This is a genomic window from Pseudomonas sp. GW821-FHT09C09, from assembly GCF_059418105.1.
The window spans coordinates 857,230-876,774 of the sequence record NZ_JBWKPF010000002.1 but is presented as its reverse complement, the minus strand read 5'-3'; the positions used below and the strand labels follow the sequence as shown (position 1 = coordinate 876,774).

Annotated in this window: 17 protein-coding genes; 5 read left to right on the top strand and 12 right to left on the bottom strand. The window is 61.5% G+C overall.

The genetic code is table 11. The annotated features are described in order from the left end of the window. The first annotated feature begins 13 nt into the window (after positions 1-13). Positions 14-250, top strand: a complete 237-nt coding sequence (locus AC07NR_RS08905) for a hypothetical protein (RefSeq protein ID WP_248740694.1) — start codon at positions 14-16, stop codon at positions 248-250. A gap of 428 nt (positions 251-678) precedes the next feature. On the opposite strand, the gene AC07NR_RS08900 is transcribed toward AC07NR_RS08905, so the two are convergent. The 7 genes from AC07NR_RS08900 to AC07NR_RS08870 all read right to left on the bottom strand — a co-directional run bounded on the left by AC07NR_RS08900 (position 679) and on the right by AC07NR_RS08870 (position 8,149). Beyond that, complete coding sequence (locus AC07NR_RS08900) at positions 679-2,319, bottom strand: BatD family protein (RefSeq protein WP_495078371.1); 1,641 nt, start codon at positions 2,317-2,319, stop codon at positions 679-681. Then, entirely contained in the window at positions 2,316-4,052 is a 1,737-nt protein-coding gene (locus AC07NR_RS08895) for a tetratricopeptide repeat protein (protein WP_495078370.1), read from the bottom strand. The genes AC07NR_RS08900 and AC07NR_RS08895 overlap by 4 nt, the downstream gene beginning before the upstream one ends. Then, on the bottom strand, positions 4,049-5,128 hold the full coding sequence (locus tag AC07NR_RS08890) for a vWA domain-containing protein (protein ID WP_192551884.1): 1,080 nt from the start codon (positions 5,126-5,128) through the stop codon (positions 4,049-4,051). The genes AC07NR_RS08895 and AC07NR_RS08890 overlap by 4 nt, the downstream gene beginning before the upstream one ends. After that, positions 5,121-5,618, bottom strand: coding sequence for a DUF4381 domain-containing protein (locus tag AC07NR_RS08885; RefSeq protein ID WP_085734027.1), 498 nt, complete (start codon positions 5,616-5,618; stop codon positions 5,121-5,123). Before AC07NR_RS08885 ends, AC07NR_RS08890 begins: the two co-directional genes overlap by 8 nt. Further along, complete coding sequence (locus AC07NR_RS08880; RefSeq protein ID WP_248740690.1) at positions 5,615-6,559, bottom strand: DUF58 domain-containing protein; 945 nt, start codon at positions 6,557-6,559, stop codon at positions 5,615-5,617. Before AC07NR_RS08880 ends, AC07NR_RS08885 begins: the two co-directional genes overlap by 4 nt. Positions 6,560-6,564: 5 nt before the next feature. Beyond that, positions 6,565-7,524, bottom strand: a complete 960-nt coding sequence (locus AC07NR_RS08875) for an AAA family ATPase (protein ID WP_007913915.1) — start codon at positions 7,522-7,524, stop codon at positions 6,565-6,567. Positions 7,525-7,795: 271 nt separating this feature from the next. Further along, positions 7,796-8,149, bottom strand: a complete 354-nt coding sequence (locus tag AC07NR_RS08870; protein ID WP_085711311.1) for a hypothetical protein — start codon at positions 8,147-8,149, stop codon at positions 7,796-7,798. Between the two features lie 516 nt (positions 8,150-8,665). Between AC07NR_RS08870 and AC07NR_RS08865 the strand changes: the two genes are divergently transcribed. Further along, positions 8,666-13,552, top strand: a complete 4,887-nt coding sequence (locus AC07NR_RS08865) for an NAD-glutamate dehydrogenase (protein ID WP_495078369.1) — start codon at positions 8,666-8,668, stop codon at positions 13,550-13,552. Positions 13,553-13,622: 70 nt separating this feature from the next. Here the strand turns inward: AC07NR_RS08865 and AC07NR_RS08860 are convergent, their stop codons facing one another. From AC07NR_RS08860 to pdxR, 4 genes are all read right to left on the bottom strand, one after another. Next, on the bottom strand, positions 13,623-14,336 hold the full coding sequence (locus tag AC07NR_RS08860) for an ATPase (protein ID WP_495078368.1): 714 nt from the start codon (positions 14,334-14,336) through the stop codon (positions 13,623-13,625). A 241-nt stretch (positions 14,337-14,577) separates the two neighbouring features. After that, positions 14,578-14,979 (bottom strand): cupin domain-containing protein, encoded by a 402-nt coding sequence (locus AC07NR_RS08855; protein WP_085711308.1) that lies wholly within the window; start codon positions 14,977-14,979, stop codon positions 14,578-14,580. Between the two features lie 158 nt (positions 14,980-15,137). Next, positions 15,138-15,431: a putative quinol monooxygenase gene (locus tag AC07NR_RS08850; protein WP_085711307.1), complete on the bottom strand. Its 294-nt coding sequence runs from the start codon at positions 15,429-15,431 to the stop codon at positions 15,138-15,140. 120 nt (positions 15,432-15,551) lie between these two features. Continuing rightward, complete coding sequence (gene pdxR, locus AC07NR_RS08845; RefSeq protein ID WP_495078367.1) at positions 15,552-16,988, bottom strand: MocR-like pyridoxine biosynthesis transcription factor PdxR; 1,437 nt, start codon at positions 16,986-16,988, stop codon at positions 15,552-15,554. 311 nt (positions 16,989-17,299) lie between these two features. On the opposite strand from pdxR, the gene AC07NR_RS08840 reads away from it, so the two are divergent. Beyond that, positions 17,300-17,743, top strand: a complete 444-nt coding sequence (locus tag AC07NR_RS08840) for a carboxymuconolactone decarboxylase family protein (RefSeq protein ID WP_248741893.1) — start codon at positions 17,300-17,302, stop codon at positions 17,741-17,743. 46 nt (positions 17,744-17,789) lie between these two features. Here AC07NR_RS08840 and AC07NR_RS08835 read toward each other — a convergent pair whose 3' ends face one another. After that, positions 17,790-18,104: a hypothetical protein gene (locus tag AC07NR_RS08835; RefSeq protein ID WP_025109823.1), complete on the bottom strand. Its 315-nt coding sequence runs from the start codon at positions 18,102-18,104 to the stop codon at positions 17,790-17,792. Between the two features lie 195 nt (positions 18,105-18,299). On the opposite strand from AC07NR_RS08835, the gene AC07NR_RS08830 reads away from it, so the two are divergent. Together AC07NR_RS08830 and AC07NR_RS08825 are read left to right on the top strand one after the other, a co-directional pair. Then, on the top strand, positions 18,300-18,974 hold the full coding sequence (locus tag AC07NR_RS08830) for an STN domain-containing protein (protein ID WP_495078473.1): 675 nt from the start codon (positions 18,300-18,302) through the stop codon (positions 18,972-18,974). Continuing rightward, positions 18,971-19,522 (top strand): RNA polymerase sigma factor, encoded by a 552-nt coding sequence (locus AC07NR_RS08825; protein WP_011334580.1) that lies wholly within the window; start codon positions 18,971-18,973, stop codon positions 19,520-19,522. Before AC07NR_RS08830 ends, AC07NR_RS08825 begins: the two co-directional genes overlap by 4 nt. The last annotated feature ends 23 nt before the right edge of the window (positions 19,523-19,545 follow it).

Sequence of the window (19,545 nt, the reverse complement as noted above, 5' to 3'; positions counted from 1 at the left end):
GAGGGTATTAGCGATGGACTTTGAGCAGCTAACCGATTGTTTTTTCAAATATGCGCGGGAGCAAGGAAACCCCTATGAGAGTTTTCCTTTAGATACTGAAGTAGATGAATTTGGAGGTCCGTATATTGAGGTTTCCGAAAAAGGGGGGTTGGCTATTGTTGCGAAAGATCGCGGGCAAGAATGCATGAGGAAAGAATCAACATCGCCGGAAATATTGGCAAAATGGGTGTATGAGCTTTTCAATAAATAACCACCAGGAAATTCACAAAGGGACTGACAAGAGACAAAAGAAAAAAAAGTAAAAGGGGACAGATTTATTTGATTAATAAATCTGTCCCCTTTTTAATGTTACTGATGAACGCGTCCTGGCTGTATTGCTGGATGTCATGTTTCACGAAAGTGAAACCGTCAGGTATGCGGCGCTGGACGCGATCAGGTCGATGACAAGCTCAGGTGTGGAAGCGGGAAAGTGCTTCGCTCTGATTGCGTCGGCCATCGAGCGAGCAAAGCAGGAAAACAACCAGGCAGGGCGAGTGTCGGTGTTGAATCTCGAGCATCTGCTTACAAGCAAATAAAGAAGGAGGGCAGACCACGTCGAGTGGTCTGCGGATCGTGCCAGAAACAAATTCGAGCGCGACGTGCGGCATCGTTTGATGTCGTTTGCTGGTGTTCTTTCGCTTACTTCGGATAAAGCGGCGGCAACCCACTATCCCCAACCGGATCCTGCACCCGCTCCGCCGTCGGAATCGTGCGAATCGCCCGCCACAGATCCTCACCCTGCCAATGCTGCCCGGTCTCGCTGTAGAGCGCGCCGTTCAAACCATCGAGTGCATCCGACAACGGCACAAAACGCGCTGCCATATCCGCCAGAGTCTCCGGCTGCTGACGGGCCCACGCGTCGAGCGCCTGGCGGGTGGCTTGCGGGTCGTTGGCCTGGCTGGCGCGTTTGATGTCGTCGAGCAGCGTGCGCGGGCTCGGGCCGGTTTGTGCGGCGCGCAGGATTGCCGGTTGCCAGCGGGCGCGCCACCAGAGGCCGAAGCCGAGGAGGGTGGTGCAGGCGAGGATCAGCGTGCTGAGTTTCCACCACCACAGCGCTTCGCTGTCGGCGGTGTTGAAGGATTGCGCGCTGCCAGCCGGGGTGTCGACCTGCAGGCTCGGGTTGTTCACCACTTGCAGGGTGCGGGCCGGCAGGCTGGTGTGTTCCAGGTGATCTTCGAAGGTGTTCCACCACACCACGTCCACGGTCGGCAGTTCGATCGAACCGCTGCGGCTCGGCACCAAAGCTTCGCGTTCTTCACGGCTGCCGATCAGGCCACGCTCACTGCTCTGATTATTGAGCACCGGTTGATCCGGGTAGCGACGCAGGCCGTTGGCCTCGGTGGCCGGCAGGGCGGGCAGTTGCGAACTGGCCAGGCCTTCGACCTTGAGGGTCAGGCTGCGGGTCAGGGAGTCGCCGACCTGAGAGTGATCAGGTTCCGGGTTCCAGCTCTCGCTCAGGCTCAGGCTACGGGCCGGCAGCCACGGCGCATCGGCCGGATAAGTGATGGGTTTAGGTTTGACCGTCAGCGGGATTTCCGTAGAGGTCACTCGCAACACCTTGCCCGGTTTCGGACCCTGTGCGTTGGCGTCCTTGGCAGGCTGGGTGTCCACCCGTGTGGCGCTGAAGGTTTGCGGGGTGATGGTCAGCAAACCGCTGTGCTGCGGGAAGATCGCATAGCGCATTTCGATCACGCCATGTCGCACGCCGTTGATGTCTTTTTCGTAGGTGCGTGTATCGCCCAGCTGTTCAACCCGTGCATCGGTGATCTGCAACGGGGTGACGCTGCTGTCGTCGTACAGCGACACCGAATGGTAGATGCGCAGGGTCAGGACGGCCTGAGCCTGCACATAGACGTTGCTCTGGTCGAGGCTGGACTCGATGAACACCGGGTCGAGCACGTTCTTTTCTTCGGTTACGTCGCTTTCCACCACCTGTACGGTGATCGGCTGGCTTTGTGTTTCACCCAGTTTCAATGACGGAATTTCAACGCTGCCATTCTGTTTCGGCAGCAGGGTGATGATCCAGCGGGTGGTGGCGCGGTTCTCGTTGTTGAGCGTGTTCAGCTGGTTGACCTGACGCGTGCCGCGCACTTCGAACAGCGGTTCCAGCGGGGTCAGGTCCGGTTTGCCGAACTGCGTGACATCGTTGGATTCGAGGGTGAGTTCCACCGTCTCGCCGGAGTTCAGGCGACTGCGATCCACACTGGCCGTCAGCTCGGCCGCCTGAGCGGTGGCCGTGCAGATCAGCAGGGGTAGCAAGAGTGCGGTGAAACGGGTCATCGAGTGTTTTCCTGATCCTGATGTTGTTGCTGTTCGTACCAGAATTTGCGTCGCAGCAGTTCGCCCGGATCGTCCGGGATCTTGCCCAGCCATTGTTCCAGTGCCTGACGCTGCTCGCCTTCGAGGTTGTCCTCACCGGGGCTCAGCGTCGGGGCCGTATTCTGTTCCGCGTCCGGCGCGCTGTCCGGTAGTTCGTTGGGGCCTGGCTGTGGCGGGGTGGTCGGCGGCGGTTCGTTGGCCGACTCCGCAGGCTGGGCCTCGCTTTGCGCGTCATTCTTGATCGCCGGTGGCGGCGCGGTCGCGGGCGGTGGTTCGTCGCCCGGCACGTTTTGCTGCGTCGGTTGCTTCTCGGGCTCGGCGGGCGGCGGGGTGTTTTTCTGCTTGAGCAGGTTTTCCACCAGTGCCTTGTTGGTCAGTGCCGGACGCAAGTCCGGCTGCAATTCCAGGGCTTGTTCATAGGCGTCGATCGCCGCTTCCAGCTCACCGCTTTTTGCCAGGGCGTTACCACGATTGTAGTGGGCGCGGGCATCGCTGCCCTCGGCGAAACGCTCGGCGGCGCCACTGTAATCGCCGGCCTCGTACAACGCCAGCCCTTGCCACTGGTGGTCTTCGAAGTGTTGCGCGGCCTCGGCCGGACGCTTCTGTTTCAGCAGGTGCAAACCCTGTTGGTCAGGGCGCAGCCAAAGGTCTTCGAAACTGAAAGCGTAGCTCGGTTGCGGCAGGCAGAAGAGCAGCGGCAGACAGAACAACCAGCCACGGCGCCCGGCACACGCTGCAAGCAGCAACAGCGGCAACAGCAGCCAGTAACCCTGATCGGCCCAGGTATCGAGGCGCAGGGTCTGACCGTCATTGCGCAGGCTGCGCGGGCCATCGAGCAGACCGAGGCTGCGCAAGTCCGATTCATCCAGCCGCGCGCTGTGATACTCGCCACCTACGGAATTGAGGAAGGCACCGAGGCCGGGGCTGTCGAGTTGCGGCACGCGGATCGCACCCTGGGCATCCTTGAGGAAACTGCCGTCCTCCTGAGCAATCGGCGCGCCCTCGGCGGTGCCGATGCCGAGCATCAGCAGCTGCGCCGATTGCCCGCTCAGTGCGCGGCGAATGCCTTGGCGTTCTTCTTCCGAAAGCGAAGAGCCGATCAGCAGAATACGGCCCTGACCCAGCGCCCCTTGTTCCAGCAAGGTCAGCGCCTTGCTCACGGCAAGATCGGCGCGATGGCCGCTCTCCGGCATCAGCGACGGCTTGAGGGCATCGAGCAGATTGCGACTGGTCGCCAGATCATCCGACAGCGGCACCAGCGTGTGGGCGCTGCCCGCGTAAACGACGATGGCGGTCTGCGCATCGCTGCGTGCTTTGAGCAGATCGAACAGTTTGCGCCGGGCCTGTTCCAGACGCGTCGGCGGCGAGTCGGTGGCGAGCATTTCCGGGGTCAGCTCCAGCACCACCACCAGCGGATCCGCCGGCTTCTGGCTGGTTTGTTCGACCCGCTCCCAGCTCGGCCCGAGCAGCGCCAGGATCGTCAGGAACCACGCAACACCCAATGCAACCCACGGCAGTTTGCTGTCGCGACCGCTGCCGCCACTGAGCAGCGCGGCATGGAACGCCGGCGGCAGAATCATCTGCCAGCGCCCGGCGCGTTTCTGCCGGTGCCAGAGCTGCCAGATCAGCCAGCCGAGCAGCGGCAACAGCAGCAACCACCAAGGACGGAACCAGTGCGGCCAGAGGGCGATCATCGGCGCCTCCGCAGACGCAAACGCTTGAGGCGCTCGCGCCAGTCAGGCAGGGGGCTTTGCAGATACAGCTCCTTGGTGAACAGCCGTTGCAGCGGGTTGTCCGGCCACAATTCACGGGCGACCAGCAACATGCTCAACAGCAACGCCAATGCCAGTGGCCATTGATACAAGGCCTGAGCCGGGCGCGCCTGGGTCGGTTGCTGGGCCACCGGCTCCAGTTGGTCGAGGGTGTCCTTGATCGCTTGCAGTTCCTTGCCGTCGCGGGCACGGAAATAACGGCCACCAGTAGCGTCGGCGATGGCCTTGAGTGCCGGCTCGTCGAGGTCGAGGGTCGGGTTACCGCCGAGCAGTGCGGTGGCGCCGCTCTCTTCGGGATCGGCACCGATGCCGATCGGATAGATTTTCACGCCTTCGTTGGCCGCCAGTTTTGCGGCGGTCAGCGGCTCGATCTCTCCGCCGTTGTTGGCGCCGTCAGTCACCAGAATCAGCACGCGGCTCTGCGCCGGGCGCATGCGCAGGCGTTTCAGGGCCAGACCGATGGCGTCGCCAATCGCGGTGTTCTTGCCGGCAATGCCGATCCGCGCTTCGTCGAGCCACACGCGCACGGTGCGCCGGTCAAACGTCAGCGGCGCTTGCAGATAAGCCTGGCTGCCGAACAGGATCAAACCGACCCGGTCGCCGTCGCGGCTTTCCAGGAAGTCACCGAGCAAATGCTGGACCAGCGACAGGCGACTGACGTCTTCGTCGTTCCATTGCATGTCGGGGAAGTCCATCGAACCGGACACGTCCACCGCCACCAGCAGATCGCGACCGCTCGCAGCAATCGGCAACGGCTCGCCCAGCCATTGCGGGCGTGCGGCGGCGATCAGCAGAAACAGCCACAGCAGCATGAACGGTGCCTGCTGGCGCCACGCCGGCAGATTGGCCCGGGCGCGGCGGCGGGCGAGGCCTTCCAGATCACCGAGGAAGCTCACTTTCAACGCCGGCTCGCCACTGTCGGCCACCGGCAGCACAAGGCGCATCAGCCACGGCAGCGGCAACAGCACAAAGATCCACGGCCAGGCGAATTCAAACATGCTTGCGGATCCACGTATCGACGGCTTGCGTCAGGCCGGCGATGGCCTTGTCGTCGAGTTTGCATTCGGGTTTGTAAGCGCCCTCGACGAGCACCATCCAGCGGGTCAGGCCGGCGGCGGGGCAACGATTGTCGAGGAACGCCAGCCACTTGCGCCCGTTGAGCGTATGGCTCTGGCTGTAGGGGTAATGGTTGCGGCACAGGCGTTTGAGCAGGCCGTTGAGCTGCTGCAGCCAGGCGCCAGCCGGTGCGCCGTCGTAGGGTTTGACCATTTGCGCCAGTTCGGCGAGCGCGGCAATGCGCACCGGATCAAGCGGGATTTCGGCGCGCACGACGGGTTTCTTCTTGATCGGAATGAAGCGGCGCAGACGCCACAACGCGTAGCCGATCAGCGGCAGCAGCAAAAGCAGCAACCACCAGCCCGGCGCCGGAGGCCAGAAGGCAATCGGTGGCGGGGAAATCAGCGGTTGCAGTTGTTCGAGGCCGTTCATCGACCGTTCCCCGGGCGCTGCGGGTTGAGGAACTCGCGCATCTGCTCGACCATTTCGCTCTGGGTGCTGAGAGGCATCAGCAACACCCGCAGTTTCTGCGCGAGCAATTCCCAGCGGGCGATGCGCGCTTCGGCCTGGGCGCGATAGGTCTGGCGCAGATCGAAATTCAGTGTGTCGAGTTCCAGTTGTGCGCCACGCTCGGCGAATCGCAGCAGCCCGGCGGCGGGCAGGGCGTGGTCCAGCGGATCGGACAGTGGCAGCATCAGCAGATCGCAATGGCGCGACAGCAGGCTCAGTTGCTGCTCGGCGCTGTCGCTCAAGGCGCGCTCGTCGCAGATCACGATCACCAGACTGCCCGGGCGCAACACTTCACGGGCCCGGCGCAACGCGACACCAAACGCATCGCGATCCGGCTCCCGCTCGCTGTGCAGTGATTGATTGACCTTCACCAAGCGGTTGAGCAGTTGCAGCAGGCTTTGCTTGCTGCGGCGCGGTTTGATTTCGTAATGCTCGTTGTCACCGAACACCAGTCCGCCGACCCGGTCGTTGTGGCCAAGCGCAGCCCAGCCGATCAGCGCCGCCGCTTGCGCCGCGAGCACCGATTTGAACATCAGCCCGGAACCGAAGAACAGCCGCGTGCTTTGCTCGACCATGATGAAAATCGGTCGCTCGCGTTCTTCATGGAAGAGCTTGGTGTGCGGCTCCTGTGTTCGTGCGGTGACGCGCCAGTCGATGGTGCGCACGTCGTCGCCGGCCTGATAGACCCGCACCTGATCGAAGTCGACGCCACGGCCCCGGAATTTCGAGTGATGCAGGCCGATCAGCGGGCTGCGCTGGCTCGGCGTGGAAAACAGCTGCACTTCGCGCACGCGGTGGCGCATCTCGATCAATTCGGCGAGGGAGATGCGGATACCGGGTTCGGACGGCAGTGAGGCGTTCATGGGGGTCAAGCGACGGCTACGACGTCGAGAATCCGTTGCACCACCCGATCCTGATCGATGCCGGCGGCCTCGGCCTCGAACGACAGAATGATGCGGTGACGCAACACATCGAACAGCACAGCCTGGATGTCTTCCGGGCTGACGAAGTCGCGACCGGCCAGCCAGGCGTGGGCGCGGGCGCAGCGGTCAAGGGCGATGGAGCCGCGCGGGCTGGCGCCATAGGCAATCCACTCGGCCATTTCCGGATCGAACTTCGCCGGGTTGCGCGTGGCCATCACCAGCTGCACGAGGTATTCCTCCACGGCGTCCGCCATGTACAGACCGAGGATTTCCTTGCGTGCGGCGAAGATCGCCTGCTGGCTGACCCGGCGCTCGGGCTTGGTTTCGCCGTTCAGGGCTTCGCCCCGGGCCTGTTGCAGGATCCGGCGTTCGACAGCGGCGTCCGGGAAACCGATTTTTACGTGCATCAGGAAGCGGTCGAGCTGGGCTTCAGGCAGCGGATAGGTGCCTTCCTGCTCGATCGGGTTCTGCGTGGCCATCACCAGAAACAGCGGCGACAGCTCGTAAGTGCTGCGCCCGACACTGACCTGACGTTCGGCCATGGCTTCGAGCAGCGCCGATTGCACTTTGGCCGGGGCACGGTTGATTTCGTCCGCCAGCACCAGGTTGTGGAAGATCGGGCCTTGCTGGAACACGAAGCTGCCGGTTTCCGGGCGATAGATCTCGGTGCCGGTGATGTCGGCCGGCAACAGGTCCGGGGTGAACTGGATGCGATGGAACTGGGCTTCGATGCCCTCGGCGAGTTCTTTGATCGCTTTGGTCTTGGCCAGACCCGGAGCGCCCTCGACCAGCATGTGGCCGTCGGCGAGGAGGGCGATGAGCAAGCGCTCGATGAGTTTTTCCTGGCCGAGAATCTGCGTTGAAAGAAAGGTTCGCAGCGCCAGCAGCGCTTCACGATGTTCCATCGATGACTGTTCCTGGAAAGGGTGGCCACAGGCGTTCGGATAACGCCGGGGCTGGGGGCGTTACTTTAATCCATCGCAGGGGGTGGCGACTAACGGCATTTTGCGCAAAGTGCGGGAAATGACCGGGGCAATTGTTGGAAATTTGTAGGGCGGGGGGAGATGTGGTGTTTTTTCGGGCCTCATCGCGAGCAGGCTCGCTCCCACAATAGACCGAGTTTAAACGGTCAATGTGGGAGCGAGCCTGCTCGCGATAGGGCCAGTGCCGACACCCTCAAATCTGGCTGATAAAGGTGCCAGTACCATCAAGAATGTTCTTAAGGGTCTCCTCGACCTCGGCCAGATCTACCATGTCCGGGTTGTAGGTGATTTCCAGCACATCATCGCCATTCAGCGCATCGGCATCCGCCGCCGCGATTTCGATCTTCAGCAGGGTCTTGGTCAGGGTGACCTTGACGCCATCGAGGGTCGACGGCTCGCCATCCAGCGTGATCTCCAGCTCATCCTCGTCCGGATAGCGGCTCATCAGAAACATTTCGCCCTTGTCGCTGTGGCAGCAGAGCATGGCCATGTTGTCTTCTTCGTCGTCGCACGGGTTGACGATCAAAAGGGCGGTGGTCATTTGCATGGGGAATTCCTGCCTCGGCGGGCTTGTTGGTCGCAATTGGGCGCGATTCTGCCAGCCCCCGGGAATTTCTGCATGTGAGAGTGTCAGAGGATGTGTCGCGAACGCGACACAGGTCAATGGTCATTTCTGGCACGCCTGTACCGTAAAACCGGGGATTCAGACCGGCGTTCCGTCCCATGAATGCTAGTGTTTACCGATGCGCCTGCCCGGGTTTACGTGCCAATGACCGAATATGTCGCAGCACCGCAAGCAGACACATTGTCGCACCCATTAAGCTGCGCAACGGATGAGCACCCGTAAAGGCATTGTCGCAGGCTCCAAAATGATGCCGGACAGTCGTTTTTGCAGATGCCCATTCATGGAAGGTGAATGTGACCTGAGTGTCTCGTCCAGCTTCACCCACCTGTCACCCTGTTTCCTCTGCCCGAGATTCAGGAACAGGGCGACGGAACGCCCCGAAAGGGGTTTTGTACGCGACGCTTTCCATCAATAACAAGCCCAAGCGGAGTACCACAGATGGCGTTCTTCACCGCAGCCAGCAAAGCCGACTTCCAGCACCAACTGCAAGCGGCACTGGCGCAGCACATCAGTGAACAGGCACTGCCACAAGTGGCGCTGTTCGCTGAACAATTCTTCGGCATCATTTCCCTGGACGAGCTGACCCAACGTCGCCTCTCCGACCTCGCTGGCTGTACTCTTTCTGCGTGGCGCCTGCTTGAGCGCTTCGATCACGCGCAACCGCAAGTGCGCGTCTACAACCCCGATTACGAACGTCACGGCTGGCAGTCGACCCACACCGCGGTCGAAGTGCTGCACCACGACCTGCCATTTCTGGTGGACTCGGTGCGCACCGAGCTGAACCGCCGCGGCTACAGCATTCACACCCTGCAGACCACCGTGCTCAGCGTGCGTCGTGGCAGCAAGGGCGAACTGCTGGAAATCCTGCCGAAGGGCACCACCGGCGAAGGCATCCTGCACGAGTCGCTGATGTACCTGGAAATCGACCGCTGCGCCAACGCGGCCGAACTGAATGTGCTGAGCAAGGAACTGGAACAGGTTCTGGGTGAAGTCCGCGTCGCGGTCGCCGATTTCGAGCCGATGAAGGCCAAGGTGCAGGAAATCCTCACCAAGCTCGATAACAGCGCATTCGCCGTCGATGCCGGCGAGAAGAACGAAATCAAGAGCTTCCTGGAATGGCTGGTGGGCAACCACTTCACTTTCCTCGGCTACGAAGAATTCACCGTGGTCGATCAGGCCGATGGCGGCCACATCGAATACGACCAGAATTCGTTCCTCGGCCTGACCAAGATGCTGCGCACCGGTCTGACCAACGAAGACCGCCACATCGAAGACTACGCCGTGAACTACCTGCGCGAACCGACCCTGCTGTCGTTCGCCAAGGCTGCACACCCGAGCCGCGTACACCGTCCGGCCTACCCGGACTACGTGTCGATCCGTGAAATCGACGCCGACGGCAAAGTCATCAAGGAACACCGCTTCATGGGCCTGTACACCTCGTCGGTGTATGGCGAAAGCGTACGTGTCATCCCGTTCATCCGCCGTAAGGTCGAGGAAATCGAGCGTCGCTCCGGCTTCCAGGCCAAGGCTCACCTGGGCAAGGAACTGGCCCAGGTTCTGGAAGTGCTGCCGCGTGACGACCTGTTCCAGACCCCGGTCGACGAACTGTTCAGCACCGTGATGTCGATCGTGCAGATCCAGGAACGCAACAAGATCCGCGTGTTCCTGCGCAAAGACCCGTACGGTCGTTTCTGCTACTGCCTGGCCTACGTGCCGCGCGACATCTACTCCACCGAAGTTCGCCAGAAAATCCAGCAAGTGTTGATGGAGCGCCTGAAGGCGACCGACTGCGAGTTCTGGACCTTCTTCTCCGAGTCCGTGCTGGCCCGCGTGCAACTGATCCTGCGCGTCGATCCGAAAAACCGCATCGACATCGACCCGCTGCAACTGGAAAACGAAGTCATCCAGGCCTGCCGCAGCTGGCAGGACGATTACGCCGCCCTGACCGTCGAAACCTTCGGCGAAGCCAACGGCACCAACGTGCTGGCCGACTTCCCTAAAGGCTTCCCGGCCGGTTACCGCGAGCGCTTCGCTGCGCATTCGGCCGTGGTCGACATGCAGCACCTGCTCAACCTGAGCGAGAAGAAGCCGCTGGCCATGAGCTTCTACCAGCCGTTGGCTTCCGGCCCGCGCGAGCTGCACTGCAAGCTGTATCACGCCGATACCCCGCTGGCGCTGTCCGACGTGCTGCCGATCCTGGAAAACCTCGGCCTGCGCGTGCTGGGCGAGTTCCCGTATCGCCTGCGTCACAACAACGGCCGCGAGTTCTGGATCCACGACTTCGCGTTCACTGCCGCCGAAGGCATGGACCTGGACATCCAGCAGCTCAATGACACCCTGCAGGACGCGTTCGTCCACATCGTGCGCGGCGACGCCGAAAACGATGCGTTCAACCGTCTGGTGCTGACCGCCGGCCTGCCATGGCGCGACGTCGCGCTGCTGCGTGCCTATGCTCGCTACCTGAAGCAGATCCGTCTGGGCTTCGACCTCGGTTACATCGCCAGCACCCTGAACAACCACACCGACATCGCTCGTGAACTGACCCGGTTGTTCAAGACCCGCTTCTACCTGGCACGCAAGCTGGGCAGCGATGATCTGGACGACAAGCAACTGCGTCTGGAACAAGCGATCCTGACCGCGCTGGACGACGTTCAAGTCCTCAACGAAGACCGCATCCTGCGTCGTTACCTGGACCTGATCAAAGCGACCCTGCGTACCAACTTCTACCAGACCGACGCCAACGGCCAGAACAAGTCGTACTTCAGCTTCAAGTTCAACCCGCACTTGATCCCTGAGCTGCCGAAGCCGGTTCCGAAGTTCGAAATCTTCGTTTACTCGCCACGCGTCGAAGGCGTGCACCTGCGCTTCGGCAACGTTGCTCGCGGTGGCCTGCGCTGGTCCGACCGTGAAGAAGACTTCCGTACCGAAGTCCTGGGCCTGGTAAAAGCCCAGCAAGTGAAGAACTCGGTCATCGTGCCGGTGGGTGCGAAGGGCGGCTTCCTGCCGCGTCGCCTGCCACTGGGCGGCAGCCGTGACGAGATCGCGGCCGAGGGCATCGCCTGCTACCGCATCTTCATCTCGGGCCTGCTGGACATCACCGACAACCTGAAGGACGGTAAACTGGTTCCGCCGGTCAACGTCGTGCGTCATGACGACGATGACCCGTACCTGGTGGTCGCGGCGGACAAGGGCACTGCAACCTTCTCCGACATCGCCAACGGCATCGCCATCGACTACGGCTTCTGGCTGGGTGACGCGTTCGCGTCCGGTGGTTCGGCCGGTTACGACCACAAGAAGATGGGCATCACCGCCAAGGGCGCGTGGGTCGGCGTACAGCGCCACTTCCGCGAGCGCGGCATCAATGTCCAGGAAGACAGCGTGACCGTGGTCGGCATCGGCGACATGGCCGGCGACGTATTCGGTAACGGTCTGTTGATGTCCGACAAGCTGCAACTGGTTGCCGCGTTCAACCACCTGCACATCTTCATCGACCCGAACCCGAACCCGGCCACCAGCTTCGTCGAGCGTCAGCGCATGTTCGACCTGCCGCGTTCGGCATGGTCCGACTACGACACCAGCATCATGTCCGAAGGCGGCGGTATCTTCTCGCGCAGCGCGAAGAGCATTGCCATCTCGCCACAGATGAAAGAGCGCTTCGACATTCAGGCCGACAAGCTGACCCCGACCGAACTGCTGAACGCCTTGCTCAAGGCACCGGTGGATCTGCTGTGGAACGGCGGTATCGGTACTTACGTCAAGGCCAGCAGCGAAAGCCACGCCGATGTCGGCGACAAGGCCAACGATGCACTGCGCGTGAACGGCAACGAGCTGCGCTGCAAGGTTGTGGGCGAGGGCGGTAACCTCGGCATGACCCAACTGGGTCGTGTGGAGTTCGGTCTGAATGGCGGCGGTTCCAACACCGACTTCATCGACAACGCCGGCGGCGTGGACTGCTCCGACCACGAAGTGAACATCAAGATCCTGCTGAACGAAGTGGTTCAGGCCGGCGACATGACCGGCAAGCAACGCGATCAGTTGCTGGCGAGCATGACCGACGAAGTCGGTGGTCTGGTGCTGGGCAATAACTACAAGCAGACCCAGGCTCTGTCCCTGGCTGCCCGCCGTGCCTACGAGCGTGCCGCCGAGTACAAACGCCTGATGAGCGATCTGGAAGGCCGTGGCAAGCTGGACCGCGCCATCGAGTACCTGCCGACCGAGGAGCAGCTCACCGAGCGCGCCGCGACGGGCAAGGGCCTGACGCGTCCGGAACTGTCGGTGCTGATCTCGTACAGCAAGATCGACCTCAAGCAGCAGCTGCTGGACTCGCTGGTGCCGGACGACGACTACCTGACCCGCGACATGGAAACCGCGTTCCCGCCGAGCCTGGTCAGCAAGTTCGCCGATGCCATGCGTCGTCACCGTCTGAAGCGCGAGATCGTCAGCACCCAGATCGCCAACGATCTGGTCAACCACATGGGCATCACCTTCGTTCAGCGACTCAAAGAGTCCACCGGCATGACCCCGGCGAACGTGGCCGGCGCTTATGTGATCGTGCGTGACATCTTCCACCTCCCGCACTGGTTCCGTCAGATTGAAGCGCTGGACTATCAGGTCTCCGCTGACGTGCAACTGGAGCTGATGGACGAGCTGATGCGTCTGGGCCGTCGCGCTACGCGCTGGTTCCTGCGTGCCCGTCGCAACGAGCAGAACGCTGCCCGTGACGTCGCGCATTTCGGTCCGCACCTGAAGGAGCTGGGCCTGAAACTGGACGAACTGCTGAGCGGCGAAATCCGTGAAAACTGGCAGGAGCGTTATCAGGCTTACGTGGCTGCCGGTGTACCGGAACTGCTGGCGCGTATGGTGGCGGGGACTACCCACCTCTACACGCTGCTGCCGATCATCGAAGCGGCCGACGTGACTGGCCAGGATCCGGCCGAAGTGGCCAAGGCGTACTTCGCCGTGGGCAGCGCGCTGGACATCACCTGGTACATCTCGCAGATCAGCGCCTTGCCGGTTGAAAACAACTGGCAGGCCCTGGCCCGTGAAGCGTTCCGCGACGACGTCGACTGGCAGCAACGCGCGATCACCATCGCCGTTCTGCAAGCGGGCGGCGGCAACCTGGACGTGGAAGAGCGTCTGGGGCTGTGGATGGCGCAACACGACGCGATGATCCAGCGCTGGCGCGCCATGCTGGTGGAAATCCGTGCCGCCAGCGGCACCGACTACGCCATGTACGCGGTGGCCAACCGTGAGCTGAACGACGTGGCGCTGAGCGGTCAGGCTGTCGTGCCTGCTGCGGCGACTGCGGAGCTTGAGCTTGCTTGAGTAGCCGTTGAATGAAAAAGCCCCTGCATTGTGAGATGCGGGGGCTTTTTTATGGCCGATGGTTTTCTCGTTACTGCAAGTTATGTCCTTGTTTGTTATCAAGCATCGACACTTTATCTGTCGGCCTGGTCAGCAAATTACTGAGCGACTGGTCAAACTTCTGGAGCGCCCGGACCTGAACTTCCTGCTGCTGATTAATATCCGCAACAATCTCATCCGAACGCTTGAAGTCCGCCCACACCGGCGTCAACTCTTTCGCCTCGGACCCTTTGGCCGTCCCGATATAGTTGAACTTGCCGTCATAGAAGTCCGCACTCACATCCGCCTTGATGTCCGAACTGCGCGAGGTAATCAACTGGCTATGAGTGTCGACGATCGCCACCACATCCGGGTTGGCCGCACGCAGGCTCTGCATGTCCGGGTACACCGTCACCGAGCCGAACTGGCGTTGCAGCGAGGCTTTCACCCAATCCACCGCCATGTCCGGTTTTGAGGTGGCGACGTAGGCGTCGTGGATCGGCTGCACCAGCAAACTCTGGCCGAAACCGGTGCCGGCGTTGGCCTGATACTCGCGCAGGTATTCGCGGTTGGTCTGGGTGCTCGGGCTGTAGACGACGCCCAACGAGACACCGGGACCGCTTTTGACCTGAGCGGCGCTGCTGCGCCCGACGGGTTGGGTGAACAGTGTGTCGAGGGAGGAAACCGCTTTGGGGGCGGTAGGAACTGAACAGGCGGACAACGCTAAAACCGATATCGCCAAGGTACTGGCAAAGGCAAGTTTCATGGTGAGTCTCCCGTGAAGCAACTTCAGTCGGAAAGTCAGGAATGTCGGGGTTCATTAAATAGAATCGGCGACAGTTGCCTCAGACTACTCCCGCCAAACTGAAAACAACCTGACAATTTGCTGAATGACTGTCATGCAATAGTTTTATTGGCTGTAAGCGTTTTCGACTAATTGCCGCGAGAAATAAAAAAGGCGCAAATCAACAATTTGCGCCTTTTATTTATGGCTGGTTAAACAACCATCAGTTTTTCAAGGGGATCAACACTTGCTCGTCCGGCGACAGCACCATGAACACCAGCAACTTGGCAGGTTTGGTTTTACTGGCGTTTTTCGACACCAGATGTTCGGAGCCGGCGGGTTCGTACCAGAACTGGCCCTTCTTGTAGGTGATCGCTTGTTCGCCCTTGACCTGGGAAGTCACTTCGCCTTCGAGTACATAGGCCATGGCGGTGCCGTCGTGTTTGTGAGCGATGGAGGACTGGCCGGGTTTGTAGTCGACCTCGATCATCATGGCTTTCTTGCCGGGGACGTTTTTCAGCATCTGGTCCTGGAGGACCGAGACCTTCTCGGAGGCGTCGTGGGCCATGGCGGCGGCAGAAACAGACAGGGCGAGAGCGGCGGCGAAAATGGGCAGGAGTTTCATGGCGGGTCACCTGTGAAGTGGGGGAGTCGGCTTTCACAGTAGTCCGCGAAGTGATGCATTCAAACGGCCAATATTCGGGAAGATCGGGTGACCAATCTGGGAGAATTCAGCGCATTTAGATACGCCATCGCTGGCAAGCCAGCGATGGCGTCAGTAAGTCAAACGATCGGAAACGAGTTGAAATCCACGCTATTGGCCAGCCGACTGTCGATCAAATCAATAAACCCCTGCGCCTCAGGCCGGTTGAAGTGCGCCTGCATCGCCGCCTCCGACTGCCAACGAGCACTGACCGTCCAGCGGTGGCTGTCGTCAGGGCAACGGTCGACCAGATAGGAATCGCAGCCCGGCGTTTCGCGAAGGGTTTCGACGATCTTCTGCAACTGCCTGCCCAGCTCCTCGGAGCGGCCGGCCGCAGCCTGCACCTGTACGGTGTTGATCACTTCGTTGGACATTGCTCACACTCCTGAATCAGGCCGGACGAATCCTGCTCATTGAGGGATAACGCCTGTGCAGAATAGGCCTGCACCCCCGGATCACCAATAACCAATCGGCGGGTAATCCGTTAGACCAATCTACCCGGCGACCTGTTGCAGAATGTCGCGCAGGCGGTCCAGCGCGATATCGATATCCAGCGTTTCGATGGCGCCAAAACCGAAGTACATCCCGCTTCTGGCCGGCTGCTGGTAATAGAAGCCGTCGATGGCGTACAGCCCGACTTCGACCTTTTTCGCCAGTTCGATCACCAACGGCAAGTCGATCGGCACCCGGCAGAACACCGCCATATGAAAGCCTGCGCTGGCCGGCACGGCCTCCAGCCAAGGCGACAGATCGGTGGCCATGCGCGCCAGGATCCGCTCGCGGCGTTGGGCGTAAACGGTGTGGCAGCGGCGGATGTGCTTGAGCAGACAACCCTCGGCGATGAACTTGGCCAGCGCCCATTGCGGCAGGGTGGAGGCGTGCAGGTCGGTGAGCTGCTTGGCGCGGATCACCGCTTCGAGGATCGCTGGCGGCAGGATCGCGTAGCCGAGCCGCAGCTCGGGCAGCAGGGTCTTGGAGAAGGTGCCGACGTAAGCGACGATGCCGCGCTGATCGAGGTTGTGCAGTGAATCGGTCGGCCGGCCCTCGTAGCGGAATTCACTGTCATAGTCGTCCTCGATGATGATCGCGCCAAGCTCATAGGCCCGGGCCAGCAAGGCCTCGCGCCGGGCGTGGCTCATCGGCATCCCCAGCGGGAACTGGTGCGACGGCGTCACGTAGATCAACCGAGTGCCGTCGGGAATCTGCTCGACCTGAATCCCTTCCGCATCCACTGGCACTCCGACTACCGTCGCGCCATGGGTGCCGAACAGCAGCCGCGCCGGCGGATAACCCGGATCTTCCATAGCCACCAGACTGCCGGGGCGCAGCAGCACCCGGGCGATCAGGTCCAGTGCCTGTTGCGCGCCGTTGCACACCACGATGTCTTCGTCCTGGCAGTTCACGCCACGGGAGAACGCAATGTGCCGGGCAATTGCATTGCGCAGCGCCGGCAAGCCTTCCGCCACGCTGTAGAAACCCTTGGAACCCGCCATTTGCCGCATCGCATGAGACACACAGCGGCGCCAGTCATCGTGGGGGAATTGCCCCTTGCTGGTGGCGCCGCCAATAAAGTCGTAACGCAGCGAGCCTTCCAGCGTCGGATGGCGCAGGAACACCGGCAGGTTGCACCAGCTCTCGATCACCTCGGCACTGGCCAGCTCGGAATGACTTTGCTTGCGCTGCACCGGCGTCGAGCGGGCGTTGACGTAGGTGCCTTTGCCGATGACGCCGGTGAGGAAGTTTTCGTAAGTCAGCTGCGCGTAAGTGTCGGAAATGGTCTTGCGCGAAATCCCCAGTTGCTCGGCGAGCAAACGGCTCGGCGGCAGTTGCGTGCCCGCGGCCAGACGCCCGGATTCAATGGCGCCGCGCAGCTGCTGATACAACTGACCGGCCAGATCCTTGCGGCCGTTGATCACGACATGAAGTTCCATACCGACGAGGCTCTCCGGGAAATTGAGTGTGCCGGCCAGATTACTCCCGAATGCGCTGTCGACAGTAGTTGCGCATCACAAATACCCGAAATTGGCCCCGATCCAATGTGGGAGCGAGCCTGCTCGCGATAGCGTCCTGTCAGTCACCATTGATGATGCAGACAAAGCGCCATCGCTAGCAGGCTAGCTCCCACAAGGATTTGTGTTTGGCATTAATCAGTGGTGTACCGGTTTTCCGTCGAATTGGGGCTGTAACCCTGGCCTGTCAGCGCTTACCGTGAAATCACTCTTCTGCTGCCCGAGACCCGCCCATGTCCCCGCGTCTGGATTACTACAGCGCTTCACCCAAAGCCATGAAAGCAATGATTGCCCTGGAAGCGCTGACCAGCAGCCTGAGCATCGAGGCGCCATTGCTGCACCTGATCAAGATCCGCGCCTCGCAACTCAACGGCTGCGCCTTCTGCACCGACATGCATTCGGTGGAAGCGCGGCGGGCAGGGGAGACGGATCGGCGGCTGTACGCCATCGCGGTCTGGCGCGACAGCGGCTTCTTCAACCTGCGCGAGAGGGCGGCGCTGGCGTGGACCGATGCGGTGACGCTGCTGGCGGAAAGTCATGTGCCGGATGACGTCTATGAGCAGGCGCGGACACAGTTCAACGAAGGCGAACTGGTGGACCTGACCATGGCCGTCAGCACCATCAGCAGCTGGAATCGCCTGGCGGTGAGTTTTCGGCAAGTTCCCAGCGATCACTAGTTGATGATCGTTCCCACGCGGGAGCGTGGGAAGGAACAGGTAAACACTAGTTCGGCGGCCGCTGCGGTTTCACCGACGTGCCAAACGTATTGCCCATCCGCGTACTGGTAGCCGCCGGCGTTGCTAGTCCCACCTGATTCGGCGGGCGCTTGTTGACCGGCACATTCATCGCTTCCTGATTCTTCTGCGCAGCCGCCGCGCCGTCCGGGTTGTTGCCCATCTGCTGGCTCAGGCAGTCGTAATTCGGCGCCTTGTAACCGCCCACGGTCACCTCGACGCAACCCACTGCCTGCTCGGCATGCACGCCGCCCGACAGCGTCAATAACAGCCCGCTCAGCGCCAATGTCCACAGTGATTTCATGCTGGCCTCCTGGCCGGCCCGAAGGGGCCGCTCTAGCTCAAGAGTCTAGTGCAACGGGCGCGCCGATCCCGTGATGGTTTTTTTGCAGTGGCCGTCACACCAGATTCATAAACAGCCCTCAGGATGACGGTTTTCAGGGATACATCAGCCGTGCAGCGAGGCCGTGCCAGGGAGGATGTTGTGCGCTCAGCGCTCATGCGCCAGCTCTGTCTGGGGCTGCTGCTTGGCTTGTTTCTGAGCCGCGCCAGCGCCGACCCGGTGCCGGCGACGATGCGCCTGACCTTGCACATCCCGGCCCAGGAACTGGCCCGCGCCCTTGATCAGTTCAGCCGCGCCACCGGCATGGCGGTGCTGGTCGACAGCCAGTTGAGTCGCGGTCGACGCTCCCTGGCGGTGGATGGCGAATTCACCGCCGCCGAAGCATTGCGGCGGATGCTCGGTGGCAGTGGGTTGATGGCCAAGTACAGCCGCGACGACGCGTTCACCTTGCAAGTGGCGCAAGTCGAGGAAGTGTCATTGCCGGCGGAGAAACCGACCCCCGCCAGCGCAGCGGTCAACCGCAGCTACGCCACGGCGGTGCAGGCCGCGATTGAACGCAACCTGTGCCGCTCGCCGTTGACCCGGCCCGGCAGTTTTCGCGCGGTGTTACAGCTGTGGATCGGGCGCGACGGCGTGGTGCAGCACAACCGGTTGGTCACCTCGACCGGCGATGTTCGGCGCGATGCAGCGCTGGTAGACAGTTTTCACACGCTCAAGATCGACCGGCCGACACCCGGCGCATTGCGCCAGCCAGTCACGTTGCTGTTGTTACCCGAATCGTCAGGAAAGCGCATGGAATGCACACAATGGGAAGGAGTTTCCGGGGGATGAAAGACGCCGGACAAAGTTCGATGGTCCAGCTGTTCCTGACGTCCTACGAGGACTTTCGGGTGCGCCTGCGACGCCGTCTCGGCTCGGAAGACCTGGCCAACGACGTGCTGCACGAAACCTACCTGCGGGTCGACCGCATGGAAGCGCCGCCGAACCTGCTGCGGCCCAACGCCTACCTCTATCGCATGGCCCTGAACATCGCCGCCGACCGCCGCCAGGCCGATGCGCGGCTGCTCACCGGCAGCGAAGTCGAAGAACTGCTGCAAGTCAGCGACGAAGCGCTGGACCCGATGCGCGTGGTCGGCGGCCAAAAGGAAATCCAGTCCCTGCTCAGCGCCCTCTACGAACTGCCGGCCCGGCGCCGCCGGATCTTCATCGCCGCACGGCTGGAAGAAGCGCCGCACCTGGAAATCTCCCAGCGTTTCGGCATTTCCACGCGCATGGTCGAGAAGGAAATCAAGGCTGCCCTCGGACACTGCGCGGCCAAACTGGAAAGAAAAGTGTTTCAGCGGTTCGGTCGCGGGGCCGGAAAACCGTCTAGTGAATGAAGCTCCGATTTAGTGTCCCGATC